Origin of the sequence: Alteriqipengyuania abyssalis, assembly GCF_019857185.1 — a bacterium.
Lineage (GTDB): Bacteria > Pseudomonadota > Alphaproteobacteria > Sphingomonadales > Sphingomonadaceae > Alteriqipengyuania > Alteriqipengyuania abyssalis.
The window spans coordinates 916,838-933,560 of record NZ_JAHWXP010000001.1; the positions used below are offsets into that span (position 1 = coordinate 916,838).

At 62.7% G+C, this 16,723-nt stretch carries 16 protein-coding genes; 12 read left to right on the forward strand and 4 right to left on the reverse strand.

The window, feature by feature from the left end:
- Window positions 1–6: 6 nt before the first annotated feature.
- The 3 genes from KYN89_RS04590 (at window position 7) to KYN89_RS04600 (ending at window position 1,581) form a co-directional block, all read left to right on the forward strand.
- Complete coding sequence (locus tag KYN89_RS04590) at window positions 7–279, forward strand: metal-sensitive transcriptional regulator (RefSeq protein WP_222823991.1); 273 nt, start codon at window positions 7–9, stop codon at window positions 277–279.
- A gap of 64 nt (window positions 280–343) precedes the next feature.
- The gene (locus KYN89_RS04595) at window positions 344–820 is read left to right on the forward strand and encodes a DUF411 domain-containing protein (protein ID WP_222823992.1); all 477 of its coding nucleotides are present in this window, start codon (window positions 344–346) and stop codon (window positions 818–820) included.
- Complete coding sequence (locus KYN89_RS04600; protein WP_222823993.1) at window positions 820–1,581, forward strand: MauE/DoxX family redox-associated membrane protein; 762 nt, start codon at window positions 820–822, stop codon at window positions 1,579–1,581. The genes KYN89_RS04595 and KYN89_RS04600 overlap by 1 nt, the downstream gene beginning before the upstream one ends.
- Here KYN89_RS04600 and KYN89_RS04605 read toward each other — a convergent pair whose 3' ends face one another.
- Window positions 1,582–2,202 carry a DUF305 domain-containing protein gene (locus KYN89_RS04605; RefSeq protein WP_222823994.1) on the reverse strand — a complete coding sequence of 207 codons (621 nt, stop codon included), beginning with the start codon at window positions 2,200–2,202 and terminating at the stop codon, window positions 1,582–1,584.
- Between the two features lie 157 nt (window positions 2,203–2,359).
- Window positions 2,360–2,635: an ArsR/SmtB family transcription factor gene (locus KYN89_RS04610; protein WP_222823995.1), complete on the reverse strand. Its 276-nt coding sequence runs from the start codon at window positions 2,633–2,635 to the stop codon at window positions 2,360–2,362.
- A 139-nt stretch (window positions 2,636–2,774) separates the two neighbouring features.
- Between KYN89_RS04610 and KYN89_RS04615 the strand changes: the two genes are divergently transcribed.
- The 9 genes from KYN89_RS04615 to KYN89_RS04655 all read left to right on the forward strand — a co-directional run bounded on the left by KYN89_RS04615 (window position 2,775) and on the right by KYN89_RS04655 (window position 12,904).
- Complete coding sequence (locus tag KYN89_RS04615; RefSeq protein WP_222823996.1) at window positions 2,775–3,152, forward strand: hypothetical protein; 378 nt, start codon at window positions 2,775–2,777, stop codon at window positions 3,150–3,152.
- A complete protein-coding gene (locus KYN89_RS04620) occupies window positions 3,145–4,017 on the forward strand; it encodes a 3'-5' exonuclease (protein WP_346727190.1) in 873 nt (290 codons plus the stop codon). The genes KYN89_RS04615 and KYN89_RS04620 overlap by 8 nt, the downstream gene beginning before the upstream one ends.
- 36 nt (window positions 4,018–4,053) lie before the next feature.
- Window positions 4,054–4,788 carry a hypothetical protein gene (locus tag KYN89_RS04625; protein ID WP_222823997.1) on the forward strand — a complete coding sequence of 245 codons (735 nt, stop codon included), beginning with the start codon at window positions 4,054–4,056 and terminating at the stop codon, window positions 4,786–4,788.
- Window positions 4,788–5,621 (forward strand): hypothetical protein, encoded by an 834-nt coding sequence (locus KYN89_RS04630; RefSeq protein WP_222823998.1) that lies wholly within the window; start codon window positions 4,788–4,790, stop codon window positions 5,619–5,621. Before KYN89_RS04625 ends, KYN89_RS04630 begins: the two co-directional genes overlap by 1 nt.
- A gap of 220 nt (window positions 5,622–5,841) precedes the next feature.
- Window positions 5,842–6,330, forward strand: a complete 489-nt coding sequence (locus KYN89_RS04635; RefSeq protein WP_222823999.1) for a hypothetical protein — start codon at window positions 5,842–5,844, stop codon at window positions 6,328–6,330.
- A 182-nt stretch (window positions 6,331–6,512) separates the two neighbouring features.
- A complete protein-coding gene (locus KYN89_RS04640) occupies window positions 6,513–7,328 on the forward strand; it encodes a TnsA endonuclease N-terminal domain-containing protein (protein WP_222824000.1) in 816 nt (271 codons plus the stop codon).
- On the forward strand, window positions 7,318–9,528 hold the full coding sequence (locus KYN89_RS04645) for a Mu transposase C-terminal domain-containing protein (RefSeq protein WP_222824001.1): 2,211 nt from the start codon (window positions 7,318–7,320) through the stop codon (window positions 9,526–9,528). Before KYN89_RS04640 ends, KYN89_RS04645 begins: the two co-directional genes overlap by 11 nt.
- The gene (locus KYN89_RS04650; RefSeq protein WP_222824002.1) at window positions 9,525–11,198 is read left to right on the forward strand and encodes an ATP-binding protein; all 1,674 of its coding nucleotides are present in this window, start codon (window positions 9,525–9,527) and stop codon (window positions 11,196–11,198) included. Before KYN89_RS04645 ends, KYN89_RS04650 begins: the two co-directional genes overlap by 4 nt.
- Window positions 11,195–12,904 carry a TnsD family Tn7-like transposition protein gene (locus KYN89_RS04655; RefSeq protein ID WP_222824003.1) on the forward strand — a complete coding sequence of 570 codons (1,710 nt, stop codon included), beginning with the start codon at window positions 11,195–11,197 and terminating at the stop codon, window positions 12,902–12,904. The genes KYN89_RS04650 and KYN89_RS04655 overlap by 4 nt, the downstream gene beginning before the upstream one ends.
- Window positions 12,905–13,347: 443 nt before the next feature.
- On the opposite strand, the gene glmS is transcribed toward KYN89_RS04655, so the two are convergent.
- Window positions 13,348–15,183, reverse strand: coding sequence for a glutamine--fructose-6-phosphate transaminase (isomerizing) (glmS, locus tag KYN89_RS04660; RefSeq protein ID WP_222824004.1), 1,836 nt, complete (start codon window positions 15,181–15,183; stop codon window positions 13,348–13,350).
- A 100-nt stretch (window positions 15,184–15,283) separates the two neighbouring features.
- On the reverse strand, window positions 15,284–16,594 hold the full coding sequence (locus tag KYN89_RS04665; RefSeq protein ID WP_222824005.1) for an O-antigen ligase family protein: 1,311 nt from the start codon (window positions 16,592–16,594) through the stop codon (window positions 15,284–15,286).
- Between the last annotated feature and the right edge of the window lie 129 nt (window positions 16,595–16,723).

Sequence of the window (16,723 nt, forward strand, 5' to 3'; positions counted from 1 at the left end):
CGGACCATGGCAGACGCGAAGACCGCGAAAATCAACCGGCTCAACCGTATCGAAGGGCAGGTGCGCGGCGTGGCGCAGATGATCGAGAACGATCGCTACTGCATCGACATCCTGCACCAGATCCAGGCGATCCGGTCGGCGCTCGGCAAGGTAGAGTCGCAGGTTCTGAAGGATCACGCCGCCTGCTGCGTGGCCGAAGCCATCGCGAGCGGCGATGAGGAGGAACAGCGCGAGAAGTTCGAGGAACTGGTGACGCTTTTTGAGAAGGCGAAGCGATAGATGCCGCATCGACGGTCTCGATGCGACCCAGGATCAACACCCTTATTTCATTGAGGAGACTGCGATGATTCCCCTACTCCGTCCCACCATTGCTCGCCGCACCTTGACCGGCTCGTTCTTTTTGGGAATCACGCTCACCGCCTGCGCTGCCCAAGCGGCCAGCTTCACCATGTATCGCGACGCGAATTGCGGCTGCTGCCTGGCATGGGCACAGCATGTTGAAGCGAGCGACGAGCACGATGTGCAATCGGTCGATCATCCCGACATGCTGTCGGTGAAGGCCGAGAACGGTGTGCCGGGCGATCTGCAATCGTGCCACACCGCGATCGTCGAAGGCTATGTGATCGAAGGCCATGTGCCTGTCGCCGATGTCGAGCGGCTGCTCGCCGAACGTCCCGCAGGCGTGAAGGGTCTCGCCGTCGCCGGGATGCCGATGGGCTCGCCGGGAATGGAGCACGGCAATCATCGCCAGGCGTTTCAGGTCATCGCTTTTGGACCCGAGGGCCGCAGCGTCTGGGCCAGCTACCCCGCGAGCCACTGATGAGCACGAAGAAAGCCACCGTCTACCGGATGGTCATGCCCGACCATCTGTGCCCCTACGGTCTCAAGACCGTGGACCTGCTGAAGCGCGAAGGATTCGGGGTCGAAGATCATCACCTGACCACGCGCGAGGAGACCGATGCCTTCAAGCAAAAGCACGGCGTCGAAACCACGCCGCAGGCCTTCATCGATGGAAAGCGGATCGGTGGCTACGATGACCTGCGCGAGTATTTCGGGAAGTCGCGCAGCCAGCCGAAAGAAGACGAGACCAGCTACCAGCCGGTCATCGCGATCTTCGGCGTGGCCTTCCTGCTCGGTCTGGCGATCAGTTGGTATGTCTTTGACACCATCTTCACCGTGCAGGCGGTCGAATGGTTCGTCAGCCTGTCGATGGCGCTGCTCGCGATCCAGAAATTGCAGGACCTGCGCAGTTTCTCACCGATGTTCCTGAACTACGATCTTCTGGCACGGCGCTGGGTGCCATACGGCTTCGTCTATCCGTTCGGCGAGGCGCTCGCCGGGATCCTGATGGTCGCCCATGCTATACCGATTATCTCGGTCCCGGTCTCGCTGTTCATCGGCACGGTGGGCGCCGTCAGCGTGTTCAAGGCGGTCTACATCGACAAGCGCGAGCTCAAATGCGCCTGCGTGGGCGGCAACAGCAACGTGCCGCTGGGCTTCGTCTCGCTGACCGAGAACCTTTTCATGATCGGCATGGGCCTGTGGATGGGGGCCAAGGCGCTCGGCTTGATCGCCATGTGATCAGAGCGAGGAGTCGAGTTCCTCGCGCATTTCTGGCGTCACTTCGCGACCGACGGCGGCCTCCGCTTCGGCTTGCAGCTCGGGAGTGAGAGCGGCGGTGCGTGGCGGCAGGGGCGTCCCGTCGCCCATCTCCCCGTTCGCCTCGATGTCTTCGAGCAACAGCTCCATCTGCGCGATTTCCTTTACCTGCGCCTCGATGATGGCATCGGCCAGTTCACGCACGCGCGGATCCGAGATCTGCGCGCGCCGACTGGTCAGCACCGCGATGGAATGGTGCGGGATCATCGCCTTCATGAACGCCCGGTCATCCACCGTCGCCTGGCTGCGCGCGAGGAAAAGGAACAGCGCAAAGCCGATCACCGCGCCGACCATTACCAGCACCTTGGTCACAAAGGTGCGATACATTCCCCACATGAAGCCCAGCATGATGACGATCATCGCCATGCCCATCATAAGCGCCATCCACATGCGTGTCTGGCTGAACCAAATGTGCCCGGTCTCGTAGACGTTCGAGTATTTAAGCACGAACATCGTGACGATCGACGTCGCGATCATAGCCGCGAACGTCGGCCATTTGCTCTGGTGGGCCTGTTCGGATGAGGTCGAGTTTTCGGTTGCCATTTGCGCCTCCTCTTCAAAACCTACACCCCCCCGGGGTATGTGGTTCCGAGAAAGGCCGCCGCGCTACGTCTGGTGCGTGCACGCAATGTCCGGTCTTTCAGGAATTCCCGCGCAAAACCGGAATGGTCGCTAGCGGCCTAAGAACGTCCACAGGAAGCTACTTGGCTGCTTCGGACAGGAAGGTCGCCAGCCTCTGCACGGCTCCTCGCTCTGCTCTGTAGGTGACTAAGCGCCCTTCTTTCGTCGAAGAGACCAGCCCCGCGTTCCGCAGCACCGACAGGTGCACAGAGGTGTTGTTGGGCATCGTGTCGGTCTGTTCAGCAACCTCGCTGGACGTGATGCCGTTCGCCGCTCGCGCTATGGCCAGGAATATCTCCAGCCGGGTTGGCTGGGCCAAGGCACTGAGTTTCGCGATGGCGTCCATCTTTTCCATTCTCCTGCAGATAGCGTCAGCGATCCCTACCGACAAGTTAATTCAATAATTCATTACCTATTGAAGTATTTTCTGTTCATGCTATGTGCTGGGTCACGAGGCGCTGGTAGGTCCGGCGCGGAATGTGGGGAGCGGTGCGATGAGCGATACCGCCGAATTCGAAATCGACCCTTATTTCGAGCAGGCCCCGGTGGACTGGGCGCTCGATCCTCTCGAGGACAGGAGTGGAGGCATGTTGGCTGTTCACCGCGTCGCGCTCGTCCGGATCGCATGCGTGGCTGCAGAGACCGGCGCCCGAATGCAGCGGGATGGCTTGGCAGAGGATCCCGTCGGCTGGATGGTCTCGCCGCTCGAGCTCTTCGAAGGCCGCGCGCCGATCGAAGCCTGCATGGAGCGCAGCGCCTGCTCGAAAGCGATCCTCCTTCACGGCCTGGGTCTCGGCCTCGATGCGGATCCATCAGTGATCGATCGATTGCTATTCGACCATTCGGCATCCTTGGAGAGCGGACGTGGCTGAACCGGCGCAGTCCGACATCCGGCAGCTCCGCCGTGTCGATCTTCATGTAGGTGAAACAGGCTTCGGGGATCCGGACGATCCCCAACGTGTCGCGGCCGTTCTGGATGTGGAGACCACCGGGCTCGATCCCGAAAGCGACAGGGTCATCGAACTGGCAGTGCGACGTTTCAGGTATGATCCCGGCGGGAACATCACCGAGATCGGCCGGGCTTGGTGCTGGCGCGAGGATCCCGGCGTTCCGCTGCCCGAAGATGTGATCCGGATCACCGGCATCACGGATCAGGACCTCATTGGACGGCGAATAGACGACCGGATCGCGACCGATATCATATCGTCCGCCGATGTCGTCATCGCCCACAACGCCGCGTTCGATCGTCCCATGGTGGAGAAGCGCCTTACTGACCTGCCGATCAAGCAGTGGGCTTGCTCCTGCGTGGAGATCGACTGGGCCGCCGCTGGCTTTGAAGGCAGGTCGCTCGGCTGGCTCTGCGCGCAGGCAGGATGGTTCTATGATGCGCACCGAGCGCAGGGGGATGTCGATGCGCTCATCCAGCTCCTGCGCCATGAGCGGACCGATGGACGGCCGCTGCTCTACGAGCTCGATGGCAGCTCTTCGTGCGACAGCTTCGTTATCGAAGCGGTCGGCTCGGCCTTCTCAACCAAGGATGCTCTGCGGATGCGTGGCTACCGCTGGGATCCGAAGACGCAGGTCTGGTGGCGGGAGGTCATGGATTTCCGCCTTCTCGAGGAACAGGCGTGGTTGGCCAGCGAGGTCTACGCGAGAGGAAAGAACGCCCGAGCCCTCGGCCCAAGGCTGACGCGCCGAGACGCATACAGCCGCTATCGCCTCGATAGTGCGGACTAAACAATGCCCCTAGAACTCAGCTCAGGAGAACCGAACATGGCTAGGAAGCCAAACCAGCGAAAGGCTGCCGGCAAGCAGGTGGCCAAAGCGACGCTACCGGACGGCTTGGTAAACTCCGCACCGGTTCCTTACGCGGTGGCCGGCACCAGCATCACCGCACTGCAGGTGTATCACAATCCCGATCGCCGGCCATCGGGCGATGGTCCCTGGAACAATGAGGCCGATAAGGTGGCATGGGTCGACGAGGCAACGGGGTTCGGCTGTATCATGCTCCGCCAGAAGAACGGGACGATCTCCGGCTATGTGGGGGTCGGTCCGCAGCATCCGCTTTTCGGGTTCGAGGCGGATGCGGTTCCTCTCGGCGTCTCCAACGTGGTCCATGGCGGCGTCACCTATGGCAAGGTCTGCGAGGTAAACCGGTTCGCTCGCGTAGCATGGGGTGAGCCGCGCAAGGAGCGCTACACCGTGTGCCACACGACGTTGGTCAGGACGGTCCAGGACTATCGCACGGTGCAGACCACCGATGACGAATTCCATGAGGACCTGTGGTGGCTGGGTTTCGACACCGACCATCCGGGTGACCTCGTTCCCAACGGTCGATACGGCGAGGGTCGCAAGGGTGATGTCTATCGCGATCAGGCCTACGTCTACGCGAACTGCCTCGAACTGGCTCGCAGGCTGAAATCGTTGGCCGGCGCCGAGCCGGGAGAGAAAACGATTATCGATGAGCCGCTGGGTCTTCCGTTTCCCTCCGAGCACGGAGGGGAATGATGGTCGGCTCGTCCTATCCTTTTGGAACCCGGACGGAGCGCTACGGCGACGATCGGCATCCCGATCTGCCGTGGGGATACTGGATGGTTTCGACTTCCGACATCCCCGGACAGCCTCCGCTGGTCGACGATGAAGGCCGGGAATGGGGATCGGTGCGCGAGGCCTTCTGGATCGACCGCCTGGGCCTGCCCTCCATCCACTCCGGCTGGATGCATGGGATCATGGAGTTCATGGCGAGCTATCTCGCCATCGCCGATGGTCGTTTCGTGGCGCCGGGGGAGCGTATCCGGGACATCTTCCTGGGTGACGGCCACCTCGACCAGTTCTTCCGCGTCTATCTGCTCGCGGCCGGTCTGGTGAGCGAGACCGATGGCAGACCCACGGCGGAGGGCCGGGCGGTCCTCCTGATGCTCATCGCTACCCGGACGCACGAAAACGCCGGAGAAGCGGTCGGACTGGAATGGATCGTAGCCAACCGGACCGTGGCCGATCGATCCGAGCGATTGAGTGCCGCACAGGAGGTGGAGCGGCGCGAGCGTGTGGCCGCCCGCATGGCTCACCGCTTCGCGACGGATACCATCGACGGCATGCCTGTCGTGAAGCTGATCGGTCTCCGCATCACTCAGGAGATCCCGATCCGCAGCACGCTGTGGTCGATGTCGTGGCCGGATGGTGACCGATATGCCCGTGACCGTTTCTACCTGTGGCTCCTCGAGCGCATTGATCGCTGGGACGCGTGGAATGAGATGGTCTCGAAGGACGGGACGCGAGCCCTTACCGAGCACTTCATGAAGCTCGCCTTCTGCGACGAGGCCGACGATGACCGCGAATGACATCGTCCGCCGCGTGTCGCCACCCACTCAAGAGGAGATGGCCTGGACGCTGCGCAGCCCTCACAACGGCCGCGCATACGATGTATACATAATAGGCGCAGCATTTCCGGCTTCCATTCGGGTTAGCGCGAGTGCTGCCCCGAGCAGTGGATGTATCCGAACAGTATACTATGTATTCGCAGTGTTGACTCTCGCTGTCGACTTGACGAACACTGGGTTGATGAACGAACCCGATTCGCCTCAGGATGGAAACAGATCGCTGAACCTGCGCGAAGATGCCGTGCGTGCAGCCGCGGATCGCATCGAAAGCGATCTGGCCGCTGCCCGCGCTCGCGTTGAACGGCTCGAAGCGGCATTGGAAACCCACACGGCATTGCTTCGGCTTTTCGCGTCTGGCTCGGATTATCTGGACGTGGCTCAGCCTCAGCGTGGGACGATCCGGGAAATGCTGGGCTCCGTCCTCAGGGCGGAAGGTGGGCCCATCAGCGTCCGCGAGATGACTGCGCGGATGTCCGACGCTTTCGGGGTCGACATCCCCCGGACGAGTGTATCGCCCGTGCTCAAGCGCATGGAGGAGGACGATGACGTCCTTCATGTGGGCAGGAAATGGAAGTTCAATGAAAAGGGACCGTCCGCAGCCACGGACGGCCCCTGGAATGACGTGGCCACCAACCCAACTAAAAGAAGGAAGACCATAATGCTCGGATAGCGCTCCGGTAGGAACCGAACGAACCATCGAGCCGTCATCTCGATGAATCGCACAACCCCGAATCGCCGTCAAGAGTCCTCTTGGCTATCATCGGATGTCGGCTCTTCAATTCCCCCTGCGACCGCGAATGGCGGGAGCGGGCCCGGCCTCGCGGTCTGGTCCGGACGAAGGAGTCGTCACGTATGGCGAAGAGACGATATGAATTGACGGAGACCCGGATCGCCAAGCTCCAGAAGGAGGGGCGCGGCGAAGGGATCGGTCCCGACTATCAACCATGGATCCGCATCCACGACTTCTCGTCGAACGGGCGTGTTCACCGGCGCTACAGTCAGAAGGTCCGGCGCATCGTCCAGCTGCTGTCGGATATCGAGGAGGACATCTTCCTCAAGTTCGACGCATCCGACTTGGTCGTCGACATCAGGGAGCAGTTCCCGCTGCCGCGCGCCGACACCCTGCGTATCGCGGAGTTGCACGGAACCAGGCACCCCTGCGTAAAGGGTGTCGTGGCGGTCATGTCGACCGATTTTGTCATCGATCTTCCCGGTCCGCGTCGGATCGCCATCGCCGTGAAGAGCGGTGATGAACTGGCCAAAAGGCGGGTTTGCGAGAAGCTCGATATCGAGAGGTCCTATTGGCTGGAACGGGGGCATGAGTGGCACCTTGTCGTCGACGATGCGGTGAGCCACGATGAACGCCTCCACCTCCAGCAGACGGCTGAGTGGGCTTCGCTCGACCTGCTGGAAGGCGTCGAGGGCTGGGACGGGCGCGCTCAGGATCTCATGCTTGAGATTTTCGCCGCCGCCCCCCGCGAGCGTCTTCTCGACGTCCTCAGGCGCGTGGAGGAACGTTGCGGCTGGGAAGCCGGGGACGCGCTAGCCCTCGCCAAGCACCTCCTCGCCATCCGGTCGCTGATCTTCATCGGCGATGGACGACTGGATGTCTTCGGCCCCGTCGAACAGCTCGATAGGAGGGAGGCAAGCGATGTTCTTGCAGCATGACCTCATCGAGATCCTCGGCGGCATGGATCTGGTCGATGAAGATGGACGGCACCCTCCCGAACCTGTTGTGCAGGGACGCCTGAAGATAATCTGGTCGGATCATGGAACCGGCGAGTTCGTCTATGTCGACGCTGCAGATCCGGGATCCTATCCGGTCGTATGTCACCGGGACGAGGCGCTCGAACTCATGGATGCCGGTCGCTGGCGCATCGTCGAGGGCTTCGCGCCCATCTATCCATCGGACACCGACATACCCGAGAACCACCGCGCCAAGCGCGATGCGGACTGGGAGATGATCAAGCCCATCATCGATCGCAAACCGGACGTCTTCGTGAAGATGCTTCGCGCGAAACTGATCAATTCCGCCGCGGAACTGCATGACACCACGAAGATCACCATCCGGAAGCACCTCTTGCGGGCGTTTCACGGCGGCATGGTCGCCAACGCGCTGCTGCCGGGCTGGGACGCAATCGGCAATGCCGGACAGCCAAGGCCGGGAAAGGCGGACGGACCGAAGATGGGGCGTCCCGTCAAGCACGGGACCAAGTCCGGCTGCAACATCACGAAGGACATCAAGCGGCTCTTCCTCATCGCCGCTGATGCATACGAGCGCAACGAGGGGCTCGATCTCTTGGGAGCCTATCACCTGTGCATGCGGATGTTCTTCAGCGAGGTCGCCGAGGAAGTGCGTGCCGGTCGAACCACCCGAGTGCCTACTGCCGAATACGAGAAGCGCGGCCTGCCGCGCTACGAGCAGTTCTGCTACCATGTGCGGAAGGAACGCGGCAGACTGGCGAGCGAGCGCCGTCGGATGGGCGAACGCCTTTGGGCCCTCACGTCGCGTCCCCTGCTCTCCGATTCGACCCGTGAAGCGTGGGGCCCCGGAGCGCGCTACCAGATCGATGCCACCGTCCTCGACGTGTATGTCCGCTCCCGCAGGGACCGGCGGCGCCTGATCGGTCGTCCCACGCTCTACGTGGTGATCGATGTCTTCAGCAGGATGATCGTCGGTTTCTCGATCAGTTTCGATCCGCCCTCGTGGCAGGCGGCGATGATGGCCCTGGCCAACGCGATGTCGGACAAGGTCGCCTTCTGTTCGCGTTACGGGATCGAGATCGAGCGCAGCGAATGGCCCAGTTCCCATATGTGCGCCATCCTCGAGGGTGACCGCGGTGAGATTGAATCCGCTAAAATCGATGGTCTGGCGCAGTATGTCACGATCGAGAACGCCGCCGCCTACAGGGCTGACTGGAAGGGCATCGTGGAATCGCGATTCCGCATCCTGCAGAAGCCGTTCGGTCCCTACGTCGATGGTTATGTCCAGAGCGATTTCCGGGAACGTGGTGCCAGGGACTACCGACTTGATGCCGTTCTCGATGTCGACGACATCACCCGGATAATGATCGGCCTGGTTCTCTACCACAACAACTATCACGAGATCGTCAGCTACCCCAAGCTGCCTGAGATGACGGCCGATGGCGTTCCCGCCGTGCCGCGCGAGATGTGGAACTGGGGCATCGCCAATGTCGGCGGGAGACCGCGTTCGGTGCCCGAGGACGTGCTGCGGTTCAAGCTGCTCCCTCGCGCCGAGGCGAGGACGAGGCGGGAAGGCATCTATCATCACGGGAACTTCTACACCTGCGAAAAGGGAATTCGCGAAGGCTGGTTCGTGAAAGGTGGCGCCCGCACGCTCACGATCAGCTACGACAAGCGTTCCTGCGACGAGATCTACGTCCATGACCCGTCTGAGCCGAAGGGGTTCATCGTTGCGCGACTTAGCCCTGCGAGCAGGCGTGCCGGCATGAACGGCTGGGAAGTCGCACTCCAGATCGCGTGCGACCGCGAGATCTCCGCCGATCGGCGCGACGAGCAGACCATGGCCCGGGCCTCGGCGGAAGGCGACATGGACGCCATCGTCGACGCTGCGCGCACGAAGATGCGCGAAGCGGGTCCCCAGGCCTCACTGGCCTCCCAGGTGAAGGGGCTGCGCGATGCCAAGGGGAAGGAACTCGAAAGCGACCGCGCACAGGACGCGGCAGAATATCGTGCGGCGATCATCGGCGAGCCCGAGAATGGCGATGAGGAGAGCGGTTCGGCAACGGTCGTCGACATCGGAGCCGTGAAGAAGCCAGACCGATACTCGACGCCGAGCATGCGCGACATCCTGAAGCGCGATACCGAGAAGGGAGCAGAACGATGACCGGGACTAAGAATACGGACGATTCTACCGCGGGTGCGGATGCCGTTCCGCCCGGATGGCTTCCTGAATGCTGGCACAATCCCTTCACGCGGGCCCTCGGCCTGCCGCCCGAACTGGAGGAACGTGTCGGCATACTCGACAAGCGACCCGAGTTCGACCCATCGGAACGCGGTCTTCCGCATGGCCAGAGGCGCTACTGCGTGTTGCGAATCTTCGATCTCATGGTTCCGATCGCGCGGCAGGTGCAGCTTGTCGAGCGGATCAACATGATAATCCGGCAGGGCTACAAGTCGCGTGATCCTTCCAAGGGACTCCACAAGGCGGCATTCCTCGCGAGCGCGAGAGCCATAGAGCGTTTTGGACCTCGTGAGGAATATAGGTCAGGCGAAGAGGCCGAACCGGTGGTCCCGATAGGCGGCGTGCCAGTGAGTTTCGCTTTGGTGGGTGACCCCGGGCAGGGAAAGACCGTGTCGACCTCGAACGCACTCGCGGCCATTCCGCAGAAGGTCCTGCCGCAGACCGCCTACCATGTCGTCCAGGTCGTGCATCTGCGAGTGGATTGCCCGACCAGCAGTGGACGGCGTCAGTTCTGTCTGAACGCGGTCACGGCGCTGGACGAGATTCTCGGGACCACCTACGTCAAGGATCTCGGCAATCCGCGTCTTCCCGTCGAGTATCTCATGCTCCAGCTGTCGCATCTGATGACCCTCCACGCCGTCGGCCTGCTGGTCGTGGACGAGATCCAGCATCTCCTTACCGTGAAGGAAGGATCGAAGCCCCTGCTGAACTTTCTCGTCACCATCCAGAACACCTTGGGTGTCCCTGTGATGCTCATCGGGACGAACGAGGCCCGTCCCTTGCTCGGGAAGGCCTTTCGCCAGGCTCGACGCGCTGCCGGTCTCGGCCAGCCGAACTGGCATCGCATGCGCGAGGATGACGAATGGGCGGATTGGCTAGAGGAGGTCTGGCGCTATCAATGGACCGCGATCGAGACCCCTCTCACCCAGGACATCTCAACAACGGTCTACGATGAGTCGCAGGGCATCCTCGACGTCGCGATCAAGCTCTTCGTCCTCGCCCAGCTGAGGGCAATCGAACTCGGTGAGATCAGGGGTGAACCGGAGACGATCACTCCTGAACTGCTGCGCAAGGTTGCGGCCGACGAGTTCGGATGCATCGAACCGATGATACGTGCGCTGCGTGATGGACGCGAGGAGGTCCTGCGCGAGATCCCCGATCTCGTTCCGCTCCAGCAGCATGTGGATCGCGTCCTGTCCGATGCGACGAAGATGGGTCTGGATGAGCTGAAGCACCTGCGTGAACTCAGACGTCTCACCAGCGAGGCCGAGCAGGATGCGCGCAAGGCTCCCTATGCGGCTATACGAGCCAATCTGATTGCGCGAGGGCATTCCGAACAGGACGTGGACCGCGCAATCGCCAAGGCTCTGCGTTCGCACGAAGCGGACGACTTCTTTGGCATCACCGATTTCGTGCGCGATCAGCTCGCTGCCAAGCAGCCGTCCACGAGACGATCGAGCAGGAAGAAGAACCCTTCCGGCAAACCGCCAGCGGACGGTCTCGTGGCTCTCGCCGAGGGACAGGCCGACCCCGTGGCGGCGTTGAAGAGGGCCGGCATCGTGAAGACGCCCGATGAGATACTGAACGAATGATCGGCTACTTCCCTCAGGTTCTCGATGACGAGCTGCTCTACGCGCTCCTTGCCCGTCACCGTCGTCACTCGGGGGTCACGTCCGCGACTGTCCATATGCGTGCTCTGTATGGACGCCGATCGGCCATCGCGTCCTTCGACATGCCTTGTGCGCTGGACGACCTCTCGCGCTTTATCGGCATCGAGGGCTTTGATGGAAGGATCCTCGCACAGGACCATTCGCTTCTACCCTACTACGGCGCCTTCACGACCAAGGAAGAATATGAACTCGCTCTGCAGGGTCTGCTCGTCGGGGATGCGGCAAGTGTTCGCCACAGGCTCGGTCTCAGCGCCTGGTCGATCCGTCCAGTGGAACGGCCGCGTGTCTGTCCTGTATGCGCGAAGGAACAGATCGAGACATTGGACGAATTCACGTTGCTTCGCTCGCACCAGCTTCCTGGCTCATTGGTATGCCACCAACATGGCACGGGGCTGCATGAGTATGCCGGTCCCCTGCCGCTGGGCAGTCGGCACGACTTCGTCCTTCCGGCGTTGGAGCAGTTCCGCCCGATTCTGGGCGAACGAGCCAATGCCGCCGAGGGCAGGCCGATCCTCTTTCGTATTGCGAGGGAGCAGGCACGACTTCTGCGCGCCGACCCGGTCCGACCAGTGCCCGACTACCGTGCGGGTCTGGAGCAGCTGGGACTGATGCGCTCCGCACGGAAAGTCGATCAGCTGGCGCTAAGCGAGGCTATCGGGAATATGTATGAGCCGATCCTGCGCTTCCTTCCAGCTCGCGTCCGGTCGGTCGGGCAAGGGGGCTGGCCCGAGGCGATGAGCAGGCGGCCGCGCAAGGCCGTGCATCCGCTCTTGCACACGCTTTTCGCCATCTTCATCGAAGAACGGAACGGGAAGCCTCGTGTCGCACGGTCCCGTGACCCTCGTGCGGAGTTCGGCCCGGGGCCATGGCGCTGCCGCAATCCTCTTGCAGACCATGGCGGCGAACCCGTCATTCGCGCCGTAGAAGCCTATCGCAACAAGGGCGCGATCGTCGGCGTCTTCAGTTGCGACTGTGGATACGTCTACACGCGCGGCATCTCCCAGTCCGGGCAACTCGGCCCGCCGCGGTTCCGACGCGGCGGTCCGCTGTTCGATGAGTTCCTGCGGACGAACGTGCGACCTGACGCAAGTCTGCGGGGTCTGGCGAAGCAGATCGGGCTCGACCCAAAGACCCTCGTGCGGTTGGCCGAGGGTCTCGGTCTGGATTTCGACTGGACTACTAAGGCATCTGGCAGACCCGAGGCGGCAGCGCCCGTGACCCGCAAAGGATCGAAGAAGTGTGCTGGAAGCAGCCGACCGGGGAAGCCGAGGGTGGACTGGGTGTCGCTCGATCGCGAGCTGACGGTTCGCGTCCGTCATGCCGTGGACATCGTCCTGACCGAACGACCAGCGCGGCGCTTGACCTTCGCAGAGCTGGAGAGGCGAGTCTCGCGTCCCGGTTGGTTGCGCAAGAGGCGCGCGAAGCTACCGCGCTCGATCCGTCTGATCGAGGCCTCAGTCGAGACGACCGCCATATTTCGATGGCGTCGCATACTGCTCGCGGCAGCCGCGGACCCGGCGGCGCGTCCGTGGGAGATCATGCGGCGCGCAGGCGTCGGTTCGATCGAAGTCGTGGAGGAGGTTCTGGAGGCCCGGTCCGGAGCGGATTGCTCTCGCCGCTCGGCCTGAATGAGGACCGACCTTGGCATCCATCGCAATTGCGCCTGAAAAAAGGGAAAGAATTATATTCCGCCGCCTCTTCCAACCTGGCTGAATTTGGAAAGATCTCTGTTACCGACTTTGTTCGAGATTTTTGGAAAGACATTTTCCATTTGAAATCTGCGGCGTTTTCGTTGGTGCTGCTAGAAAGCTTTCTTTTTCGATCGCGAAACGGTGGAGTGCGGTCGAAAACCGCGGAACAATAATCTCTCCTTCTGAGAGGTATGCGTATGATCGAAAAACGACAGAAGGGGCGCAACAGCGGAAATCCGCCACTACGCCCCGTCTGTTTGGAGAATGGAAAGGCCACTGTTCCTCAGTGAAAAGGAAAGAACCTTAGAAACGAAAGATCTCTGTTAAAACGAAAGATCTTTATTCCAGCTTTTCACAAGGCTTTGCGGTGAGCGTATAAACTACTCGACCGTCACGGATTTTGCGAGGTTGCGCGGCTGGTCGACATCGGTGCCCTTCACCAGCGCCACATGATAGGCCAGCAGCTGGACCGGCACGGCATAGATCAGCGGCGCGATCAGCGGGTGGACCTTGGGCATCTCGATCGTCGCGAGACACCCCTCGCCCGCCTCTTCCAGCCCTTCCGCGTCGGAGATCAGGACGACCTTGCCGCCGCGGGCGCGCACTTCCTGCATGTTGGACACGGTCTTTTCGAACAGCGGCCCGCTGGGAGCGATCACCACCACCGGCACATCTTCGTCGATCAGCGCGATGGGGCCGTGCTTCATCTCTCCGCTGGCATAGCCTTCGGCGTGGATATAGCTGATTTCCTTCAGCTTCAGCGCGCCTTCCAGCGCCATCGGATAATCCGCGCCGCGGCCCAGATACAGCACGTCGCGCGCCGGGGCGATCAGGTGCGCCATGGCTGCGATATCGTCGTCATGGTCGAGCGCGGCGTTGAGGCCGGCGGGCGCTTCCAGCAGGTGGCGCACCACCTCCTGCTCCTCCGCCCGGTCCATCGTGCCCTTGACCACCGCAAGCTTGGCCGCAAGCGCGGCGAGCACGGCCAGCTGGCAGGTGAACGCCTTGGTCGAGGCGACGCCGATTTCCGGCCCCGCGTGGATCGGCAGCAGCAGGTCCGCCTCGCGCGCCATGGTGCTGGTGGGCACGTTGACGATCGCGGCGATGGTCTGCCCGTGCGCCTTGCAATAGCGCAGCGCGGCCAGCGTGTCGGCGGTTTCCCCGCTCTGCGAGATGAACAGCGCAAGGCCGCCCTTCTCCAGCGGCGGCTCGCGATAGCGGAACTCGCTGGCGACATCGATGTCGACCGGCACCCGCGCGAACTGTTCGATCCAGTAACGGCCCACCATCCCGGCGTAGAACGAGGTACCGCAGGCGACGATGGTCATGCGTTCGATGCTCGACAGGTCGAAATCCATCTGCGGCAGTGCCACGGTCTGGTCCGCCTGGCGGACATAGCTGGAGAGCGTCTGGGCAACCACGGTCGGCTGCTCGAAGATCTCCTTCTGCATGAAGTGGCGGTGATTGCCCTTCTCCACCGCCGCCGCGCTCGCACCCGAGGCGACGATGTCGCGGGTGACTTCATTGCCCTCGCTGTCGAAGATCTGCGCGCCTTCGCGGGTGACGACGGTCCAGTCGCCCTCTTCCAGATAGGTGATCCGCTGGGTCAGCGGAGCAAGTGCCAGCGCATCCGAGCCGACGAACATCTCGCCCTCGCCATAGCCGAGCACCAGCGGCGAGCCGAGCCGCGCGCCGATGATCCGGTCGGGGTGGTCGGGGAACAGGATCGCCAGCGCAAACGCGCCGCGCAGGCGCGGCAGCACGGTGCGCATCGCGTCTTCGGGCGAGGCCCCGCGCTCCACCTCGCGGCTGACCAGCAGGGCGACGACTTCGCTGTCGGTCTCGCTCTCGACCGAATAGCCATCGGCCTGCAATTCGTCGCGCAGCGAGCGGAAATTCTCGATGATGCCGTTATGGACCAGCGCAGCGGCCTTGCCCGCGTGCGGGTGGGCATTGGCCGCGGTCGGCGCGCCGTGGGTCGCCCAGCGTGTGTGGGCGATACCGATAGTGCCGGGTGCAGGCTCCTGTGCCAGCACCTCGACCAGATTGCCCAGCTTGCCCTGCGCGCGGCGGCGGATCATCCGGGTGCCATCGCCGGTATCGTCCAGCGTGCACACGCCGGAGGAATCATAGCCGCGATATTCCATGCGCCGGAGGCCATCGACCAGCCGGTCGACCACCGATTCACCGCTGACGATCCCGATAATGCCGCACATAGATCAGTTGCCCTTCCCGCTTCTGCTTGCGGTGCCCTCTAGCGTGTCTGGCGGGCCTTGCAATGCGCGCGGCGGTTGCCGGGTCGCGCGGGGGCGGCAGTCAGTGCGTCGTGGCGACGCCGGGCCGGTGCGCGCGTGCGATTACCAGGGCGAGCAGCACGATGATCGCCCCGATGAAACGCGGATAGTGCAGCATCCCTTCCAGCAGCGATTGCAGCAGCAGCGCATAGGCCATGCCGAGAAACGGCAGCATCTCGCGGTGGGCAAGCGCGCTTGTATGTGCAGCGCGGATCGCCCGCCCCAGCAGCCAGAAGGCCGGGATGGCACCGACGATCCCCCATGAGATCAGAAACTGGACCATCACATTGTGCGGCTGCGTGTGGGGAAAGCCGGGATCAACCTCCCACAGGAAAGAACCGGTGCCCCAGCCGAACAGCGGCGAATCGGCCCACCTCTCGATCCCGAGCTTCCACGCCAGGAAACGGCCGGCATCAATGCTCTCGGTAATTCGCCCGTCGTTCAGGTTCCATAGACGGAAGCTGTCGTCGGGCGGGATCGCGATCCATGCAAGGCACAGCGCGAATCCCGTGAGGATCGCGGCGTGACCAATAGTGCGGGCCGGCGGGATGCGGCGCAGCGAGAGCATCGCGATGCCGACCACCACCATGAGTGCGAGCACGCCCGCGCGCGTCCCCGACCAGACCAGCGCGGCGGCCGTCAGGCAGTAGAACAGGTGATCCCACCCGATCCGTCCGTCCCGCTCGGCAAACAGGATGCGCAGCGCAAAGACTGCGGAAAGGCCCGCATACCACGCGCCGAAATGGCGCACGCTGATGAAGCCCGGCAGCGCGGCGTGCCACTCGATCCTGCCATAAAGCTGCGTCTCGGGCGGCGGCGCGGTGAGCAGCCACCAGGCGGTGTAGACCATCAGAACCGTGGCACCCGCCGCGATCAGCGGGATGATACGATCGGGCCCGGGCATGCTGCGACGGGTGACAAGGTGATAGACCGCCAGCGCGAAGATCAGGTGGATCACCACGATCAGGCTGTGGGTCAGCGAATAGGGGAAGTTGTTCGAAATCAGCAACGCAGAGGTGGCGATCGCGAACAGCAGCACGCCAGCCGCGATGCGGATATCGCGCGGCAGGTTGCGCCAGGCCGCCGTCAGATCGAAGCCCTGACGCCCGGCCCACAGCACCACCGCGACTTCGCTGACCACGAAAGGCAGCTCGATCAGGCGGCTGAACTCCCACGGCAGGGTCGGCATGTGGTGGATATAGGTGGGGTATGCGAGCGCCGAGACGATCGGCATCACGATCGCGACCAGCGCGATCAGCACCAACGCCGGTTCGCGCAGGATCGGATGGGCCCGGGGCCCGGTATATGCGCCGCCGCGCAACTGCATGTCCATGCCAAGGGCTGTAACCCAGCTTGGTTAAGGACGTTTTAGCACCCGACCTCGCGCAATCCGCTGCACGCCCGGGCGTGCGGGCGGTTCGGGCGATCGGGCATTTAGGAAATTCCTAAGCTTTCCATTCTA